Genomic DNA, 15007 nt, shown 5'->3' on the forward strand with positions numbered 1-15007 from the left:
ATCGGTGCCAGCCTCGGCCTGCCGGAGGTCAATCTCGGCATCATTCCGGGGGCCGGCGGGACCCAGCGCCTGCCGCGCCTGATCGGCATCGCCCGGGCGATCGAGATGATCGCCGGCGGCAAGCCCATTCCGGCGAAGAAGGCGGCCAGCATCGGTCTCGTCGACCGCGTGGCCGAGGGCGACCCCCTGCCGGTCGCCCTGTCGCTCGCCGCCAGCCAGCCGCCCAAGCGCCGGCTGGGCGATCTGGCACCGCCCGACACCGGCGACGTCGAGGCCGCGATCAAGGCGGTGATACCCCCGGGCAAGCCCGCCCCCGCCGCCGTCTCGGCCGCGGTCCGCGTCATTCTCGAGGGGGTGAGGTTGCCCTTCGCCGAGGGACTGGCGCTGGAGCGCGGCACGTTCCTCGACCTTCGCGGCAGCGAGGAGGCGGCCGCCCGCCGCCATCTGTTCCTGGCCGAACGTGCCGCGTCCCGGGTGGCGGGACTGACCGCGACGCCGAGGGCCATCAGCCGTGTCGGCGTCATCGGCGCCGGCACCATGGGCACCGGCATCGCCATGGCTCTCGTCGGCGCCGGACTGCCCGTGATCCTCGTCGAGCGGGACGAGGCGGGGCTGCGCCGCGGCCTCGACCGTATTCGCGACCAATGGGGCCGCCGGGTCGCCGCCGGCCGCATGAGCGCGGAAGCCCTCGACGCGCAGATGGCGCTGATCGCCGGGGCGACCGACCTCGCCGCCCTGGCGCCGGCCGATCTGGTGATCGAGGCGGCTTTCGAGGACATGGCGGTGAAGCTCGATCTCTTCGCCACCCTCGACCGCGTGACGGGGCCGGACACGATCCTCGCCACCAATACATCCTATCTCGACGTCAACGAGATCGCCGCCGCGACCGGCCGGCCGGACAAGGTGGTGGGCCTGCATTTCTTCAGCCCGGCCCATGTCATGCGCCTTCTCGAAGTCGTGCGCGCGGACCGGACCGGGGACGAGACGCTGGCGACGGCGCTGGCCCTCGCCCGGACGATCGGCAAGCTCGCGGTGGTCGCCGGGGTTTGCGACGGTTTCATCGGCAACCGCATCTTTTCCGCCTATCGCCGCCAATGCGAATTCCTGCTGGAGGAAGGGGCGACCCCCGAGGCGGTCGACGCCGCGCTGGAAGCCTTCGGCTTCGCCATGGGTCCCTTCGCCGTCGCCGACATGGCCGGCCTCGATATTTCATGGAGCCGGCGGAAGCGCCTCGCCGCCAGCCGCGACCCGCGCGAGCGCTATTCGACCGTGGCCGACACGCTGTGCGAAGCCGGCCGTTTCGGCCAGAAAACCGGCGCCGGCTGGTATCTCTACCCCGGGCGGACACCCGATCCCTTCGTCCATCAGGTGATCGAGGCGGCGGCGTCCAGGGCCGGCATCGCCCGCCGGCCCCTGACCGGGGCGGAGATCCGGCAGCGGGTGCTGGCGGCCCTGGTGAACGAGGCTGCCCTGGTGCTGGAGGACGGCATCGCCGCCCGCGCCTCGGATATCGATGTCGTGCTGGTCAATGGCTACGGCTTCCCGGCGGCCAAGGGCGGCCCGCTGTTCTGGGCCGGGCGGCAGGATCCGGCCGCGCTGGGCGCCGCGATCGACGATGTCGCCCGGTCCACCGGCTTCGGCTTCCGCCGCGCCCGTTTTCCCCTTGCAAGCAACGAGACCTGAAATGGCCATGAAGATCCTGGTGCCGGTGAAGCGCGTCGTCGATTACAACGTGAAGATCCGGGTGAAGCCCGATGGCTCGGGCGTCGATCTCGCCAATGTGAAGATGGCGATGAATCCCTTCGACGAAATCGCGGTCGAGGCGGCGCTTCGCCTGCGCGAGGCCGGCAAGGCGGGCGAAATCGTCGTCGTCTCCATCGGCCCCGGCGGGGCGGCGGAGACGATCCGCACCGCCCTCGCCATGGGTGCCGACCGGGGCATCCACTACAGGACCGACGACATGGTCGAGCCCCTCGCCGTCGCCCGGATCCTGAAATCCGTGGTCGAGGCCGAGGCGCCCGGCCTCGTCATCCTGGGCAAGCAGGCGATCGACGACGACAGCAACCAGACCGGCCAGATGCTGGCCGCGCTGCTCGGCTGGGGTCAGGCGACCTTCGCTTCCACCCTCGATGTGATGGATACGGTCGCCACGGTCACCCGCGAGGTGGATGGTGGCCTGCAGACGATCGAAGTGGCGCTGCCCGCCATCGTCACCGCCGACCTGCGCCTGAACGAGCCGCGTTACGCCTCGCTGCCCAACATCATGAAGGCGAAGAAAAAGCCGCTGGAGGAACGCGGGCTCGACGGGATCGACATCGCCCCGCGTCTCCAGGTCCTGAGGACCGAGGAGCCGGCCGGCCGCAAGGCGGGCATCAAGGTCGCCTCGGTCGAGGACCTGGTCGACCGGCTGCGCAACGAAGCCGGCGTCATCTGAGGGAGGGGATCATGACCATTCTGCTGCTCGCCGAGCATGACAATATTCATCTCTCGGACCAGACCGCCAAGGCGCTGACCGCCGCCCGCGCCATCGGCGGCGATATCCATATCCTCGTCGTCGGCCATGGCGCCGACGCCGTGGCCGAGACGGCGGCGCGTCTCGACGGTGTCGCCCGGGTCCTGCTGGCCGATGCGCCGGGCCTCGCCGATCAGCTGGCGGAGCCGGTGGCGGCGCTGATCCTCGCGCTCGCGCCCGGCTATGACGTCCTGCTGGCCCCCTCGACCGCGCAGGGCAAGACGGTGATGCCGCGCGTGGCGGCCCTGCTCGGCGTCATGCAGGTCTCGGATGTGATCGCGGTCGTGGCGCCCGATACGTTCAAGCGGCCGATCTACGCCGGCAACGCGATCCAGACCGTGAAGGCGACCGACACGGTCAAGGTGCTGACCATCCGCACCGCCGCCTTCGCCCCCGCCGCCAGGGTCGAGGGGACGGCGCCGATCGAAAGCATCGCCGTCGGCGCCTTGCCCGGCCTGTCCCGTTTCCTTGGCGCGAAACTGTCGGGCGGCGAGCGGCCGGAGCTGACCTCGGCCCGGATCATCGTCTCCGGCGGGCGGGCGCTCGGCTCGGCGGAGAAATTCAACGAGGTGATCCTGTCGCTGGCCGACCGGCTGGGCGCGGCGGCCGGGGCCAGCCGGGCGGCGGTCGACGCCGGCTTCGCCCCCAACGACTGGCAGGTGGGCCAGACCGGCAAGGTGGTGGCGCCCGATCTCTATATCGCCGCCGGGATTTCCGGCGCGATCCAGCATCTGGCCGGCATGAAGGACAGCAAGGTCATCGTCGCCGTCAACAAGGACGAGGAAGCACCGATCTTCCAGGTCGCGGATTACGGCCTGGTCGGCGATCTGTTCCAGCTCCTGCCCGCGCTGGAAGCGGCACTGGGGGGCAAGTGATCATGACCGACGCCTTTCTCTACGACGGCGTTCGCACGCCCTTCGGCCGCCATGCCGGCGGTCTCGCCCCGGTCCGGCCGGATGACCTCCTGGCCGGCGCCATCGCCGCCCTGGTCGCCAGGACCGGCGTGCCGGGCGAGCGGGTCGAGGAGGTGATCGCCGGCTGCGCCAATCAGGCGGGCGAGGATTGCCGAAACGTCGGCCGTCACGCGGCTCTTCTGTCGGGCCTGCCGGACCGGGTGGCCGCGCAGACGGTGAACCGGCTCTGCGGCTCCGGCCTTGCCGCCGTGATCGATGCCGCTCGCGCGGTGAAGACCGGGGAGGGCGATCTCCTGATCGCGGGCGGGGTGGAGAGCATGTCCCGCGCCCCCTTCGTCATGCCGAAGAGCGAGAGCGCCTATGGCCGCGACGCCCGGATCTATGACACCACCATCGGCTCGCGCTTCCCGAACCGGAAATTCACTGCGGCCTTCGGCGACGATTCCATGCCCGAGACAGCGGAGAACGTCGCCGCCGACCTCGGCCTGTCGCGGGAGGCGGGGGATGAATTCGCCGCCCGTTCCCAGGCGCGCTACGCGCGGGCGCTGGCCGAGGGGTTCTATGATGGCGAGATCGTACCGGTCGCCCTGCCGGGGCCGAAGGGCACGGTGAAAACCATCGCCGCCGACGAGCATCCCCGGCCGCAATCGGATTTCGCCGCACTGTCTGGCCTGAAGCCCCTGCGGGCCGGCGGCGTGGTCACGGCCGGCAATGCCTCCGGCATCAATGACGGCGCTGCGGCTTTGCTGATCGGCAGCGGCGCGGCGGGCGAGGCGCTGGGCAAGGCACCCATGGCCCGGCTGGTCTCGGCCGCCGTCGCGGGCGTGCCACCGCGCATCATGGGGGTGGGGCCGGCCCAGGCGATCCCCAGGGCACTGGAGCGCGCGGGTCTCACCCTCGCCGACATGGACCTGATCGAGATCAACGAGGCTTTCGCGGTTCAGGTCCTCGGCTGCCTGAAGCTGCTGGGCCTTGCCTTCGACGATGCGCGGGTGAACCCCAATGGCGGCGCCATCGCCATCGGTCATCCGCTCGGTGCTTCGGGCGCCCGGCTCGCCCTGACCGCGGCCCGGCAGTTGCAGCGCACGGGCGGGCGCTACGCCGTCGTTTCCCTGTGCATCGGGGTCGGGCAGGGCATCGCCCTCGTCATCGAAAGGGTCTGATCATGCGCGCATCCTACATGAAGCTGGCGGTCGAGGGCGCCATCGCCACCCTGACCCTGTCGCGCGCGCCGGTGAATGCGGTCGACGATGATTTCCTGGCCGATCTCGATGCCGCGCTCAGCGCGGTCGAGGTGCGGGAGGATATCGCCGTGCTCCGCATCCGCAGCGATCAGCGCGTCTTCTGCGCCGGGGCCGATCTTCGCCTTGTCGCCGAGCGGCTCGACGATGCGGCGGGCGCGGCGGCCATGGTGACCACCGTGCGCCGCTTCCACGCCGTCTATGATCATCTCGCGTCGCTGCCCGTGGTCACCGTGGCGGAAATCACCGGCCACGCCCTGGGCGGCGGGCTCGAACTCGCGCTGGCCTGCGACCTTCGGGTGGTGTCGGACCGGGCCAAGCTCGGTCTGCCGGAAGCCAGGGTCGGCCTTCTGCCCGGCGCCGGCGGCACCCAGCGACTGACCGAACTCTGCGGCCCCGGCGTCGCCGCCCGGGTGATCCTGACCGGCGACCTGATCTCGGGCGATGAGGCGGAGCGCCTCGGCCTCGCGCAATGGGTCTTTCCCCAGGGCGAATTCGAGGCCGGCGCCGATGCCATCGCCGCGCGGATCGCCAGTCTCTCGCCCGAGGCCTTGCGGGCCTCGAAGACCTGCGTGCGCATCGCCGCCACCATCAGCCAGGCCGGCGTCGCCGCCGAGATCAGCGGCATAGGCCGCCTGATGCGGAGCAAGGACACCGAACGCCGCGTTCACGCCTTCCTCGGCGCGTGACCTAAAAGATCCCAGGGAGAAGCCCATGACGAGCACATCCGCCTATGCCCCCTTCACCTGGCAGGATCCCTTCCTGCTGGACGACCAGTTGACCGAAGACGAGCGCATGATCCGCGATACCGCCCGCGCCTTCGCCGAGGCGGAATTGCGGCCCCGGGTGGAGCAGGCCTATCTCGACGAACATACCGATGCCGGCCTGTTTCCCCTGATGGGCGATGCCGGCCTTCTCGGCGTCACCTTGCCCGAGGACTATGGCGGCGCCGGCGCGTCCTATGTCGCCTATGGTCTCGTCGCGCGAGAGATCGAGCGGGTCGATTCCGGCTACCGCTCAATGATGAGCGTGCAGGCCTCGCTCGTGATCTATCCGATCCATGCCTATGGCTCGGAGGAACAGCGCCGGAAGTATCTGCCCGGTCTCGCCGCCGGCCGGCTGATCGGCTGCTTCGGCCTGACCGAGCCGGACGCCGGCTCCGATCCCGGCGGGATGAAGACGCGGGCGGCCAGGATCGATGGCGGTTACCGCCTGACCGGCTCGAAGATGTGGATTTCCAACGCGCCGATCGCCGATGTCTTCGTCGTCTGGGCGAAGTCGGAAGCCCATGGCGGCGAGATCAGGGGTTTCATCCTCGAGAAGGGCATGAAGGGCCTGTCCGCGCCCAAGATCGGTGGCAAGCTCAGCCTGCGCGCCTCGATCACCGGCGAGATCGTGATGGACGGGGTCGAGGTGGGCGAGGATGCCCTGCTGCCCCATGTCGCCGGCCTGAAGGGGCCGTTCGGCTGCCTGAACCGGGCGCGTTACGGCATTTCCTGGGGCGCGCTCGGCGCGGCCGAGGATTGCTGGCTGCGCACGGTGCAATATGGTCTCGACCGCGAGCAATTCGGCCGGCCGCTGGCCGGCACCCAGCTGTTCCAGAAGAAATTCGCCGACATGCAGACCGATATAGCCCTCGGCCTTCAGGCCTCGCTACGTGTCGGGCGCCTGTTCGACGCGGGCAAGCTGGCGCCCGAGATGGTCTCGATCGTCAAGCGCAACAATTGCGGCAAGGCCCTCGACATCGCCCGCATGGCCCGCGACATGCACGGCGGCAACGGTATTCAGATCGGTTACCACGTCATGCGCCACGCCCAGAATCTGGAAACCGTGAATACCTACGAAGGCACGCATGACGTTCATGCCCTGATCCTCGGCCGGGCCCAGACCGGGATCCAGGCCTTCTTCTGAGTTCCCTCCCCATCCCTCGGCAGGACTCTCTCCCCTGCCGGACTTGGCCCGCCCGATGCGCCGCATCTGGCGGGTCTTTTTTTGCCTCGGAATATTGACAGTATACATAATATAAGAATACTGAGCAAATAACGGGCGCGAGCCCGAACGAGGAAACAGTGGAAGGGAGCGTCATGGACGAGCGGGATGTCTTGATTGCGGGGGGTGGCATCGGCGGCCTTGCCGCGGCGATCGGTCTGGCGGGCGGGGGCTTTTCCGTCCATGTCCTCGAGAAGGCGCCGGCGCTGGGCGAGATCGGCGCCGGCATTCAGCTTGGCCCCAATGCCTTTCATGCCTTCGATTTTCTCGGCATCGGGCCGCAGGCGCGGGCCATGGCGGTCTTCGTCGACCGGCTGCGCCTGATGGACGCCCTGACCGCCGAGGAAATCGCCGGCATTCCCCTGGACGAGCCGTTCCGCAAGCGTTTCGGCAACCCTTACGCCGTCATCCACCGGGGCGACCTGCATGGCGTCTTCCTGCGCGCCTGCCAGGCCCATCCGAACATCCGCCTCAGCGTGAACAGCGAAGTCGTCGACTACGAGCAGGACGGGTCCAGCGTGACCGCGATCCTCGCCTCGGGCGGGCGGGTGACGGGCAGCGTGCTGATCGGTGCCGACGGTCTGTGGTCGCGGATCCGGGCGCGGCTGGTCGGCGACGGGGCGCCCCGGGTGTCGGGCCATACCACCTATCGCTCGGTCATCCCGACCGAACAAATGCCCGAGGATCTGCGCTGGAACGCGGCGACGCTGTGGGCCGGGCCGCATTGCCACATCGTCCATTATCCCTTGTCGGACTGGAAGAGCTTCAACCTCGTCGTCACCTCCCACAATGACGCGGCGGAGGCGGTGGCCGGCGTTCCGGTCGCGACCGACACGGTTCTGGCCGAATTCGACCATGTGCATGAAAAGGCCCGGCAGATCATCCGCCACGGCGTCAACTGGAAGGCCTGGGTCCTGTGCGACCGCGAGCCGGTGACCAACTGGGTGGACGGCCGGGTCGCCCTCCTTGGCGACGCCGCCCATCCCATGCTGCAATATTTCGCGCAGGGCGCCTGCATGGCGATGGAAGACGCGGTCTGCCTGACCCATGCCCTCGGCGTCGGGCGCGACGATCCCGCCGCCGCGCTGGAAGCCTATCGCAGCCGGCGGGTGCTGCGGACGGCGCGGGTTCAGCTCCAGTCGCGGGAAATCGGCCGCCACATCTATCATCCGCGCGGCGCCCATGCGGAATTGCGCAATGCGATCATGCGGGCGAAGAGCCCGGCCGACTGGTACGACACGCTGGCCTGGATCTATGGCGGCGATCCCCTGACCCAGGCGGCGGTCGCCGCCGATCCTCTGACCCAGGCGGCGGTCGCCGCCGATCCTGTGTCCCCTTCGGCGGTCGCCGCCGATCCTGTGTCCCTTTCGGCGGTCGGGGCGACGGCGGGGAAGGTGGCCCATGGCTGAGATCCTGGCCAACGACCGCGCGGCCCAGCTCGACGGCCTCTATGCGGAATTGAAGCCGCATAACCTCTATCCGCTGTGGACCGTGCTTTCGGCCCTGGTGCCACGCGAACCTGCATCGGGCGCGCTGCCTTTCGCGTGGGATTATGCGCCGATGCGTGACTATCTGCTGCGCGCCGGCGATCTGATCAGCGCGGAAGAGGCGGAGCGCCGCGTGCTGATCCTGGAAAACCCGGGCCTGCCCGGCACCTCGGGGATCACGACCAGCCTCTACGCCGGGCTGCAGCTGATCCTGCCGGGCGAGGTCGCGCCCTGCCACCGCCACGCCCAGAGCGCGCTGCGCTTCGTCCTCGAGGGGGAAGGGGCCTTCACCGCCGTCGACGGCGAGAAGGCGGTGATGCATCCCTTCGACCTGGTGCTGACACCGGGCGGGCAATGGCACGACCACGGCAATCATTCGGGCAAGCCCATGATCTGGCTCGACGGGCTGGACATCCCGACCGTGCGCGCCTTCGACGCCGGCTTCGCGGAAAAGCTCGGGGCTTCGGCCCATCCGGAAACCGTGGCGCCGGGCGACACGCTCGCCCGCTATGGCCATAACCTCCGCCCGATGAAGGGCAGCGCGGCGGACCGCCGCCCGGCGCATCAGCCCCTGTTCCATTACCCCTACAGCCAGTGGCGGGCCAGTCTCGATGCGCTGGCGGCGGCGGGCGATCCCGATCCGCATCTGGGGCACGCGCTGGAGTTCCTCAATCCGGCCGATGGCGGCGCGATCATGGCGACCATTTCCGCCCATGTCCGCCTGTTGCCAGCGGGTTTCGAGACCCGGCCCCGGCGCTCGACCGACGGCACGATCTTCGTCGTCGTCGAAGGCAAGGGCGAGGCCGAGGTGGCCGGCACAAGCCTGCCCCTCGCCGAGCGCACGGTCTTCGTCGTGCCCTCGTGGAGGGAACTTCGCCTGAGGGCCGGCAGCGACCTCGTCCTCTTCGCCTATTCGGACCGCACGTCCCAGGAAAAGCTGAACCTCTTCAAGGAGCATTGCGCGTGAGCCCCCTGCCGCCCCTCCCGACGCCCGTCATCGCCAAAACCGTCGACGGCGCGGATTTCCCCGTGCGCCGCGTCTTCTGCGTCGGTCGCAATTACGCCGAACATGCCCGCGAGATGGGCCGCGACCCGGACCGGGAGCCGCCCTTCTTCTTCACCAAATGGGCCGAGACCGTGGTGCCCGACGGCGCCGTCGTGCCCTATCCGCAGAAGACCGCGAATTTCCATTACGAGGCGGAACTGGTCGCCGCCATCGGCAAACCCGGGCGCGACATCGCGGCCGGGGATGCGCTTTCCCATGTCTTTGGCTATGCCGCCGGTCTCGACATGACGCGGCGCGATCTTCAGCTCCAGGCCCGGAGCGAGGGTCGGCCCTGGGACACGGGCAAGAATGTCGAATGTTCCTCGCCCCTCGGCCTCATTCATCCCGCCGCCGCTCTCGGCAAGGCGGACAGGGGCGTGATCGAACTGACGGTCAATGGCGTCATCAAGCAGAAGGCGGATCTCGCCGACCTGATCTGGCCGGTCGCCGATATCGTCGCCTTCCTGTCCGGCCTCTATCGGCTGGAGCCGGGCGATCTGATCTACACGGGCACGCCGGCCGGGGTCGGCGCCGTGGTGCCGGGCGATGCCATCCGGGTGACGATCGAGGGCCTGAGCCCGCTCGCCGTCACCATCGGGCCGCCGGCGGCCTGACGGTTCAGGGCGTGTCGCTGGCCTGGCGCAGCGGCGCGCTCGTCACTTCGTTGTTCTCGGTGGTCAGCCGCTGCAGCAGGGAGACGAAGGTCTTGCGCTCCTTCTCCGTCAAGGGGTTCAGCAGGCGCTGCTGGACCCGGGTCACCGGCGCTTCGACATCGAGGAGGAGCTTCTGGCCCTCCGGCGTGAGGCTGAGCAGTTTCTGGCGCTTGTCTTCCGCGCTCGGATGGCGGGCGACGAGGCCGCGGGTCTCCAGCCGCTCGATCACATTGCCGATGGTCGAGCGGTCGAAGGCGATCAGGGCGGAAAGCCGGGTGGCGTCGATGCCGGGCCGCTCGCCGATGGCGACGAGGGCCGAATATTGCACCGGGGTGATGCCGAAGTCCGCGCATTCGTCGAGGAACAGCGCCCAGGAAATCTGGTGGGCCCGGCGGATCAGATGGCCGGGTCGGGCGTAGAGATCGGCAAGAGACATGAGGTTCAGGCTCCAACGGCGGGATGTCGCCAGATTGGCAGAATACTGAGCGATTGCGAGGCCAGCATAGCGGAAGCGGCCGAGCAATCAAATCACCCGACAGTTACGGGAAAGCACACGGAAAAGAAACGGGAGGAACAACCATGGCGCGCCTGAAGGACAAAGTCATCATGGTCACCGGCGGTGCCCGGGGCCTGGGCGAGGCCGAGGCCCGGCGTTTCGCCGCCGAAGGGGCGATGGTCGCGATCTGCGACGTGCTGGAAGCGGAAGGCCGGGAAACCGCCGCCGCGATCGGGGCGGCGGGCGGCCGGGCGTGCTTCTTTCCCCTCGACGTGACGGACGAGCGGGCCTGGGAAGCGACGGTCCGTGCCGTCAAGGCCTGGGGCGGCGGGATCCATGGTCTCGTCAACAATGCCGGCATCGTCAATCGCACGGGCACCAGCGGCACGACACTCGAGGCCTGGAGCCGGGTGCTGGCGGTCAATCTGACCGGCGCCTTCCTGGGCATAAGGGCCGTCGCCCCGGTGATGCGCGATTCGGGCGGCGGCGCGATCGTCAGCATCGCCTCGGTCGCCGCCTATACGGGGCACAATGACCCCGCCTACAGCACGACCAAGGCCGGCGTGCTTGGCCTTACCCGTTCGGCGGCGATGGAATTCGTCGACTGGGGAATCCGGGTGAATGCCGTCTCGCCCGGGATCATCGTCACCGCCCTCAACGAGGGCGGGGGCCATCTCGAGCCCTGGCGGCGGGCGACCCCGCTCGGTCGCTACGGCCGGATGGAGGAGGTGGCGAATACCGTCCTGTTCCTTCTCTCCGACGAGGCGAGCTTCATCACCGGCGAGGACATCGCGGTCGACGGCGGCTTCAAGGCCGGGGGCGCGGCGCGGCGGATATCGGTCGAGGCCGGCATCGACCTGACCGCGCCGATCGCCTGAAAAAATATATAGCAATGAGTTGATATAATGTATAGAGACAATAGGGATACAAACAGAATGACCGAGATCCATCGGCAGAAGTTCAGACCAGGGAGGGGGCGGCGCCACGGCGCTACCCGTGTCGGACGATGAGGCTTCACGGTTACTACAGGAGTGGTGCGTCCTGGCGTGTGCGGATTGCCCTGAACCTCAAGGGCATCGCCGTCGAGCACGCGTTCCACCACCTCCGCCGGGGGGAACAGACAGCGCCCGATTATCTCGCCCTCAATCCGCAAGGCCTGGTGCCGGCGCTCGAAACGGACCGGGGCGTGCTGACCCAGTCGCTCGCCATCATCGAATGGCTGGACGAGAGCTATCCCAACCCGCCGCTCCTGCCGCGGGACGATGCCTTCCTGCGGGCAAGGGTCCGGGCCTTCGCGCAGGTGATCGCCTGCGATACCCATCCCGTGCAGAACCTCAAGGTTCTCCAGCGCCTGCGCGATGACGGCATGCCGTCATCGGCGGTGGAAGACTGGCCGCGCTGGGTGATCGGCAGCGGACTGGCTGCCTGCGAAGCCCTAATCGCGGATCGCGGCGGGCGCTTCTGCTTCGGCGATGCGCCGGGGCTGGCCGATATCTGCCTTGTGCCACAACTGGCCAATGCCCGGCGCTTCGGCGTCGATCTCGCGCCCTGTCCGGGGCTGCTCGCGGTCGAGGCGGCGTGCAAGGCGCTGCCCGCCTTCATCGAGGCGGCGCCCGAGCGCCAGCCGGACGCGGAATAGGGGGCATCGACATGATCCGTGAAGAAACCGATATCGTGGTCGTCGGCGGTGGCGGCTCGGGCCTGACGGCGGCGATCTTCGCCCGCAAGGCGGGGGCGAAGGTCGTGCTCCTCGAAAAGCACGAGGAATTGCGCGGCTCGACCGGCCTCTCCATCGGCTCGATCACCGCGAGCGGTACCTGGCACCAGAAGCGTGCCGGCATCAAGGACAGCGCGGACGATCATTTCGAGGACATGGGGGCGATGGCCCGCAAGTTCCTGGGCGATCTCGAGGCGGGCGACAATCTCGAGCTGCGCCGCATCCTCGTCGGGAATGTGACCGAAAGCGTCGACTGGCTGATGTCGCTGGGCGTTACCTTCCATGGCCCGATGCCCGAGCCGCCGCACCGCCAGCCGCGCATGCACAATATCCTGCCGAATTCCCGCGCCTATATCTGGTTCCTGGCCCGGGAGGCGCGGCGCGTCGGCGTCGATGCCCGGGTGCGGGCGACCGTGTCGCGCCTCGTGATCGAGGACGGCAGGGTGGTCGGCGTCGTGACACAGATCGCCGGGCGCGCCGTGGAGATCCGCGCGCGCAAGGCGGTGATCCTGGCGACCGGCGATTATTCGTCGAGCGGCGAATGGAAGGGCCGCTTCAATCCGGCGGTCGCCGATGTCGACGGCGTCAATACCACCAATGTCGGCGACGGCCATCGCTTCGGCGAGGAGCTGGGGGCGACGGTGAAATTCGGCCAGGTCGTCTATGGTCCCAACCTGCGCTTCATGCCGCCGGCCCGGCCCTCGATCCTGCTGCGCCTGCCGCCCTGGCCCGCCTTCACGCGGATGATGCGCATGGCGCTGGAGCGCCTGCCGTCCTGGCTGCTGCGGCCCTTCATCCTGTCCTTCGTCACCACCTATCTCAGCCCCGAACCCAGCATGTTCCAGGAAGGCTCGATCCTGGTGAACAAGCGGGGCGAGCGCTTCACCGACGAGCTGGACAAGCCGACCTATGCCTTCGGTCCGCAGCCGGACAAGCAGGGTTTCATCGTCTTCGACGATGTCGTCGCGCAGAAATTCCGCCGCTGGCCCTATTTCATCTCGACCGCGCCGGGTGTCGCCTATGCCTATCTCGACGATTACCGGCGGACCCGGCCCGATCTCTATCACAAGGCGGCGAGCGTCGCTGATCTCGCCCGCTCGATGGGCGTGCCCGTCGAGGTGATGGAAAAGACCGTCAAGGATTACAACGCGGCAGCCCCGGCGAAGGGCCGTCCGCCCCTGACAAGGGGGCCGTTCTATGCCCTTGGCCCCGTGAAGAGCTGGATCATCCTGACCGACGGCGGCCTGACCGTGAACCGCCACCATCAGGTGACGCGGGCCGATGGCAGCGTCGTCGCGGGCCTCTATGCCGTCGGCTCGGTCGGGCAGGGCGGACTGCTGCTGGAGGGGCATGGCCATCATCTGGCCTGGGCCTTCACTTCGGGCCGTCTGGCGGCGCGTCATGCCGCCGGCGGGAATGTTTAGTCTCACATTGGAATATTGACAGTATGCAGAATAACAGCATACTGAATAAATAACGGCGCAGCGAAACACGCCGAGGCAAAGTAGACGGGGGTCGGCACGGGTCGGCCCCCCGGGGGTAGGGATCAGGTCCAGGGACTGCCGTCGTAGCCCGTCGCAAGTCGCCACGCCGCGCGTGGCGTCGACGGTGCCTGATCGCCGGCTTTCCGCCCCCGTCTTGCATTAAGGGGAAGCGAAGTGTCCGGACAAGATTACCGCGTGCCGACCTATCCGGTCGTAACCTTTCTGGTGGCCAGAGGCATGGTGCTGGCCACCCTCCTCGGCCTTGCGCCGCTTGCCGCCGCCGCCGTCCTGGCCTTGCTCGGCTGGAGCCCGCTGGTGCTGGCCGGCGGTCTGGTCGCCAGCGTCATCCTCGGCGGCCTGCTCGCCTCCTATGTCGAGGTGCTGCGCATCATCGCCGACACCCTGATGCCGAAGTGAGGGCGGGGATGATGAGCAACACACAGGATCTCGTCGTCGTCGGAGCCGGCCTCGCCGGCCTGTCCACCGCCGTTCGCGCCGCCGAAAGCGGCCTCGCCGTCACCGTGCTGGAGGCGAGCGGCGATGAAGCCTATCTCTGCAACAGCCGCTATACCGGTGGCCTGTTTCATATCGCCATGGACGACATGGCGGGCGATCCCGCCTGGGTGCTGGACAATCTCGTCCGCGCCACCAGGGGCGAGACCGATCCGGCGCTGGCCGGCGTGCTGACCGCCAATGCCCGCCGCACCCTCGACTGGCTGCGCCGCCAGGGCATCCGCTTCATCAAGGCGGGGCCGGACGGCCTGCGCCGCAATTCCCTGGCCCCGCCGGGCGTGCGCCAGACCGGACTGCATTGGCGGGGCCGAGCGGGCGATGTCATGCTGCGCACCCTCGGCGAGCGGCTGGTCCGTCTCGGCGGCCGGATCCGGCGCGGCGCCGTGGCCGAGGAGCTGATCCTGCGCGACGGCTCTTGCGCCGGGGTGATCGCCCGGATCGATGGCGAACGGGTCGAGTGCCCCGCCCGCGCCGTGGTGCTGGCGGATGGCGGCTTCCAGGCCGATGCCGAGCTGATGCGGCGTTTCATCTCGCCCGCGCCCGAGCGGCTTCTGATGCGGAACGCCCGCAGCGGTCGGGGCGCGGGCCTTCGCATGGCCGAGGCGGCCGGAGCCGCGCTGCGCGGCACCGATCGTTTCTATGGCCATATCCAGTATCGCGAGGCGATGACCGACGAGCGCTTCTGGCCCTATCCGGTGCTGGATTCGCTGGCGACCGCCGGCATCGTCGTCGACGGCACCGGCCGGCGCTTCTGCGACGAGGGGCTGGGCGGCGTCTATGTCACCAATGAGATCGCGCGCCTGGCCGATCCCCTGTCGGCGGTCATCATCTTCGACGATGCGATCTGGAATGGCCCGGGCACCGACTGGCTGCTGCCAGCCAATCCCTTCCTGCTGCAGGCGGGCGGGCGCCTGACCAGCGCGGCGAGCGTGGCCGAACTGGCCGGGGCGCTGGGC

15 protein-coding genes are annotated in these 15007 nt (G+C 68.8%); 14 read left to right on the forward strand and 1 reads right to left on the reverse strand.

The window, feature by feature from the left end:
* From WAZ62_RS15820 to WAZ62_RS15860, 9 genes are all read left to right on the forward strand, one after another.
* On the forward strand, positions 1–1683 hold a 1683-nt coding region (locus WAZ62_RS15820), incomplete at its 5' end, for a 3-hydroxyacyl-CoA dehydrogenase NAD-binding domain-containing protein (RefSeq protein ID WP_422644497.1).
* Between the two features lie 7 nt (positions 1684–1690).
* Entirely contained in the window at positions 1691–2434 is a 744-nt protein-coding gene (locus tag WAZ62_RS15825) for an electron transfer flavoprotein subunit beta/FixA family protein (protein WP_422644511.1), read from the forward strand.
* An 11-nt stretch (positions 2435–2445) separates the two neighbouring features.
* On the forward strand, positions 2446–3387 hold the full coding sequence (locus tag WAZ62_RS15830) for an electron transfer flavoprotein subunit alpha/FixB family protein (RefSeq protein ID WP_422644498.1): 942 nt from the start codon (positions 2446–2448) through the stop codon (positions 3385–3387).
* Between the two features lie 2 nt (positions 3388–3389).
* Positions 3390–4589, forward strand: a complete 1200-nt coding sequence (locus tag WAZ62_RS15835; protein ID WP_422644499.1) for a 3-oxoadipyl-CoA thiolase — start codon at positions 3390–3392, stop codon at positions 4587–4589.
* A gap of 2 nt (positions 4590–4591) precedes the next feature.
* Entirely contained in the window at positions 4592–5356 is a 765-nt protein-coding gene (locus tag WAZ62_RS15840) for an enoyl-CoA hydratase/isomerase family protein (protein ID WP_422644500.1), read from the forward strand.
* Positions 5357–5381: 25 nt separating this feature from the next.
* Positions 5382–6578: an acyl-CoA dehydrogenase gene (locus WAZ62_RS15845; RefSeq protein ID WP_422644501.1), complete on the forward strand. Its 1197-nt coding sequence runs from the start codon at positions 5382–5384 to the stop codon at positions 6576–6578.
* Between the two features lie 158 nt (positions 6579–6736).
* Positions 6737–8065: a 3-hydroxybenzoate 6-monooxygenase gene (locus tag WAZ62_RS15850; RefSeq protein WP_422644502.1), complete on the forward strand. Its 1329-nt coding sequence runs from the start codon at positions 6737–6739 to the stop codon at positions 8063–8065.
* Positions 8058–9110: a gentisate 1,2-dioxygenase gene (gtdA, locus tag WAZ62_RS15855; RefSeq protein ID WP_422644503.1), complete on the forward strand. Its 1053-nt coding sequence runs from the start codon at positions 8058–8060 to the stop codon at positions 9108–9110. The genes WAZ62_RS15850 and gtdA overlap by 8 nt, the downstream gene beginning before the upstream one ends.
* Positions 9107–9802: a fumarylacetoacetate hydrolase family protein gene (locus WAZ62_RS15860; RefSeq protein ID WP_422644504.1), complete on the forward strand. Its 696-nt coding sequence runs from the start codon at positions 9107–9109 to the stop codon at positions 9800–9802. Before gtdA ends, WAZ62_RS15860 begins: the two co-directional genes overlap by 4 nt.
* Before the next feature lie 4 nt (positions 9803–9806).
* Here WAZ62_RS15860 and WAZ62_RS15865 read toward each other — a convergent pair whose 3' ends face one another.
* Positions 9807–10277 carry a MarR family winged helix-turn-helix transcriptional regulator gene (locus WAZ62_RS15865; RefSeq protein WP_422644505.1) on the reverse strand — a complete coding sequence of 157 codons (471 nt, stop codon included), beginning with the start codon at positions 10275–10277 and terminating at the stop codon, positions 9807–9809.
* A 143-nt stretch (positions 10278–10420) separates the two neighbouring features.
* Between WAZ62_RS15865 and WAZ62_RS15870 the strand changes: the two genes are divergently transcribed.
* From WAZ62_RS15870 to WAZ62_RS15890, 5 genes are all read left to right on the forward strand, one after another.
* Positions 10421–11215, forward strand: a complete 795-nt coding sequence (locus tag WAZ62_RS15870; protein WP_422644506.1) for an SDR family NAD(P)-dependent oxidoreductase — start codon at positions 10421–10423, stop codon at positions 11213–11215.
* A 128-nt stretch (positions 11216–11343) separates the two neighbouring features.
* The gene (gene maiA, locus WAZ62_RS15875) at positions 11344–11976 is read left to right on the forward strand and encodes a maleylacetoacetate isomerase (RefSeq protein ID WP_422644507.1); all 633 of its coding nucleotides are present in this window, start codon (positions 11344–11346) and stop codon (positions 11974–11976) included.
* Positions 11977–11987: 11 nt separating this feature from the next.
* Positions 11988–13478, forward strand: a complete 1491-nt coding sequence (locus tag WAZ62_RS15880) for an FAD-dependent oxidoreductase (RefSeq protein ID WP_422644508.1) — start codon at positions 11988–11990, stop codon at positions 13476–13478.
* Positions 13479–13712: 234 nt separating this feature from the next.
* Positions 13713–13955, forward strand: a complete 243-nt coding sequence (locus WAZ62_RS15885; protein ID WP_422644509.1) for a hypothetical protein — start codon at positions 13713–13715, stop codon at positions 13953–13955.
* Positions 13956–13963: 8 nt separating this feature from the next.
* On the forward strand, positions 13964–15007 hold a 1044-nt coding region (locus tag WAZ62_RS15890; RefSeq protein WP_422644510.1), incomplete at its 3' end, for an FAD-dependent oxidoreductase.

Source organism: Zavarzinia sp., from assembly GCF_049306435.1.
GTDB lineage: Bacteria > Pseudomonadota > Alphaproteobacteria > Zavarziniales > Zavarziniaceae > Zavarzinia.

Bases quoted from the DNA above. Each gene is read 5' to 3' on its own strand.
- WAZ62_RS15825 (WP_422644511.1), top strand. From the start codon at position 1,691: ATGAAGATCCTGGTGCCGGTGAAGCGCGTCGTCGATTACAACGTGAAG.
- WAZ62_RS15830 (WP_422644498.1), top strand. From the start codon at position 2,446: ATGACCATTCTGCTGCTCGCCGAGCATGACAATATTCATCTCTCGGAC.
- WAZ62_RS15835 (WP_422644499.1), top strand. From the start codon at position 3,390: ATGACCGACGCCTTTCTCTACGACGGCGTTCGCACGCCCTTCGGCCGC.
- WAZ62_RS15840 (WP_422644500.1), top strand. From the start codon at position 4,592: ATGCGCGCATCCTACATGAAGCTGGCGGTCGAGGGCGCCATCGCCACC.
- WAZ62_RS15845 (WP_422644501.1), top strand. From the start codon at position 5,382: ATGACGAGCACATCCGCCTATGCCCCCTTCACCTGGCAGGATCCCTTC.
- gtdA (WP_422644503.1), top strand. From the start codon at position 8,058: ATGGCTGAGATCCTGGCCAACGACCGCGCGGCCCAGCTCGACGGCCTC.
- WAZ62_RS15865 (WP_422644505.1), bottom strand. From the start codon at position 10,277: ATGTCTCTTGCCGATCTCTACGCCCGACCCGGCCATCTGATCCGCCGG.
- WAZ62_RS15870 (WP_422644506.1), top strand. From the start codon at position 10,421: ATGGCGCGCCTGAAGGACAAAGTCATCATGGTCACCGGCGGTGCCCGG.
- maiA (WP_422644507.1), top strand. From the start codon at position 11,344: ATGAGGCTTCACGGTTACTACAGGAGTGGTGCGTCCTGGCGTGTGCGG.
- WAZ62_RS15880 (WP_422644508.1), top strand. From the start codon at position 11,988: ATGATCCGTGAAGAAACCGATATCGTGGTCGTCGGCGGTGGCGGCTCG.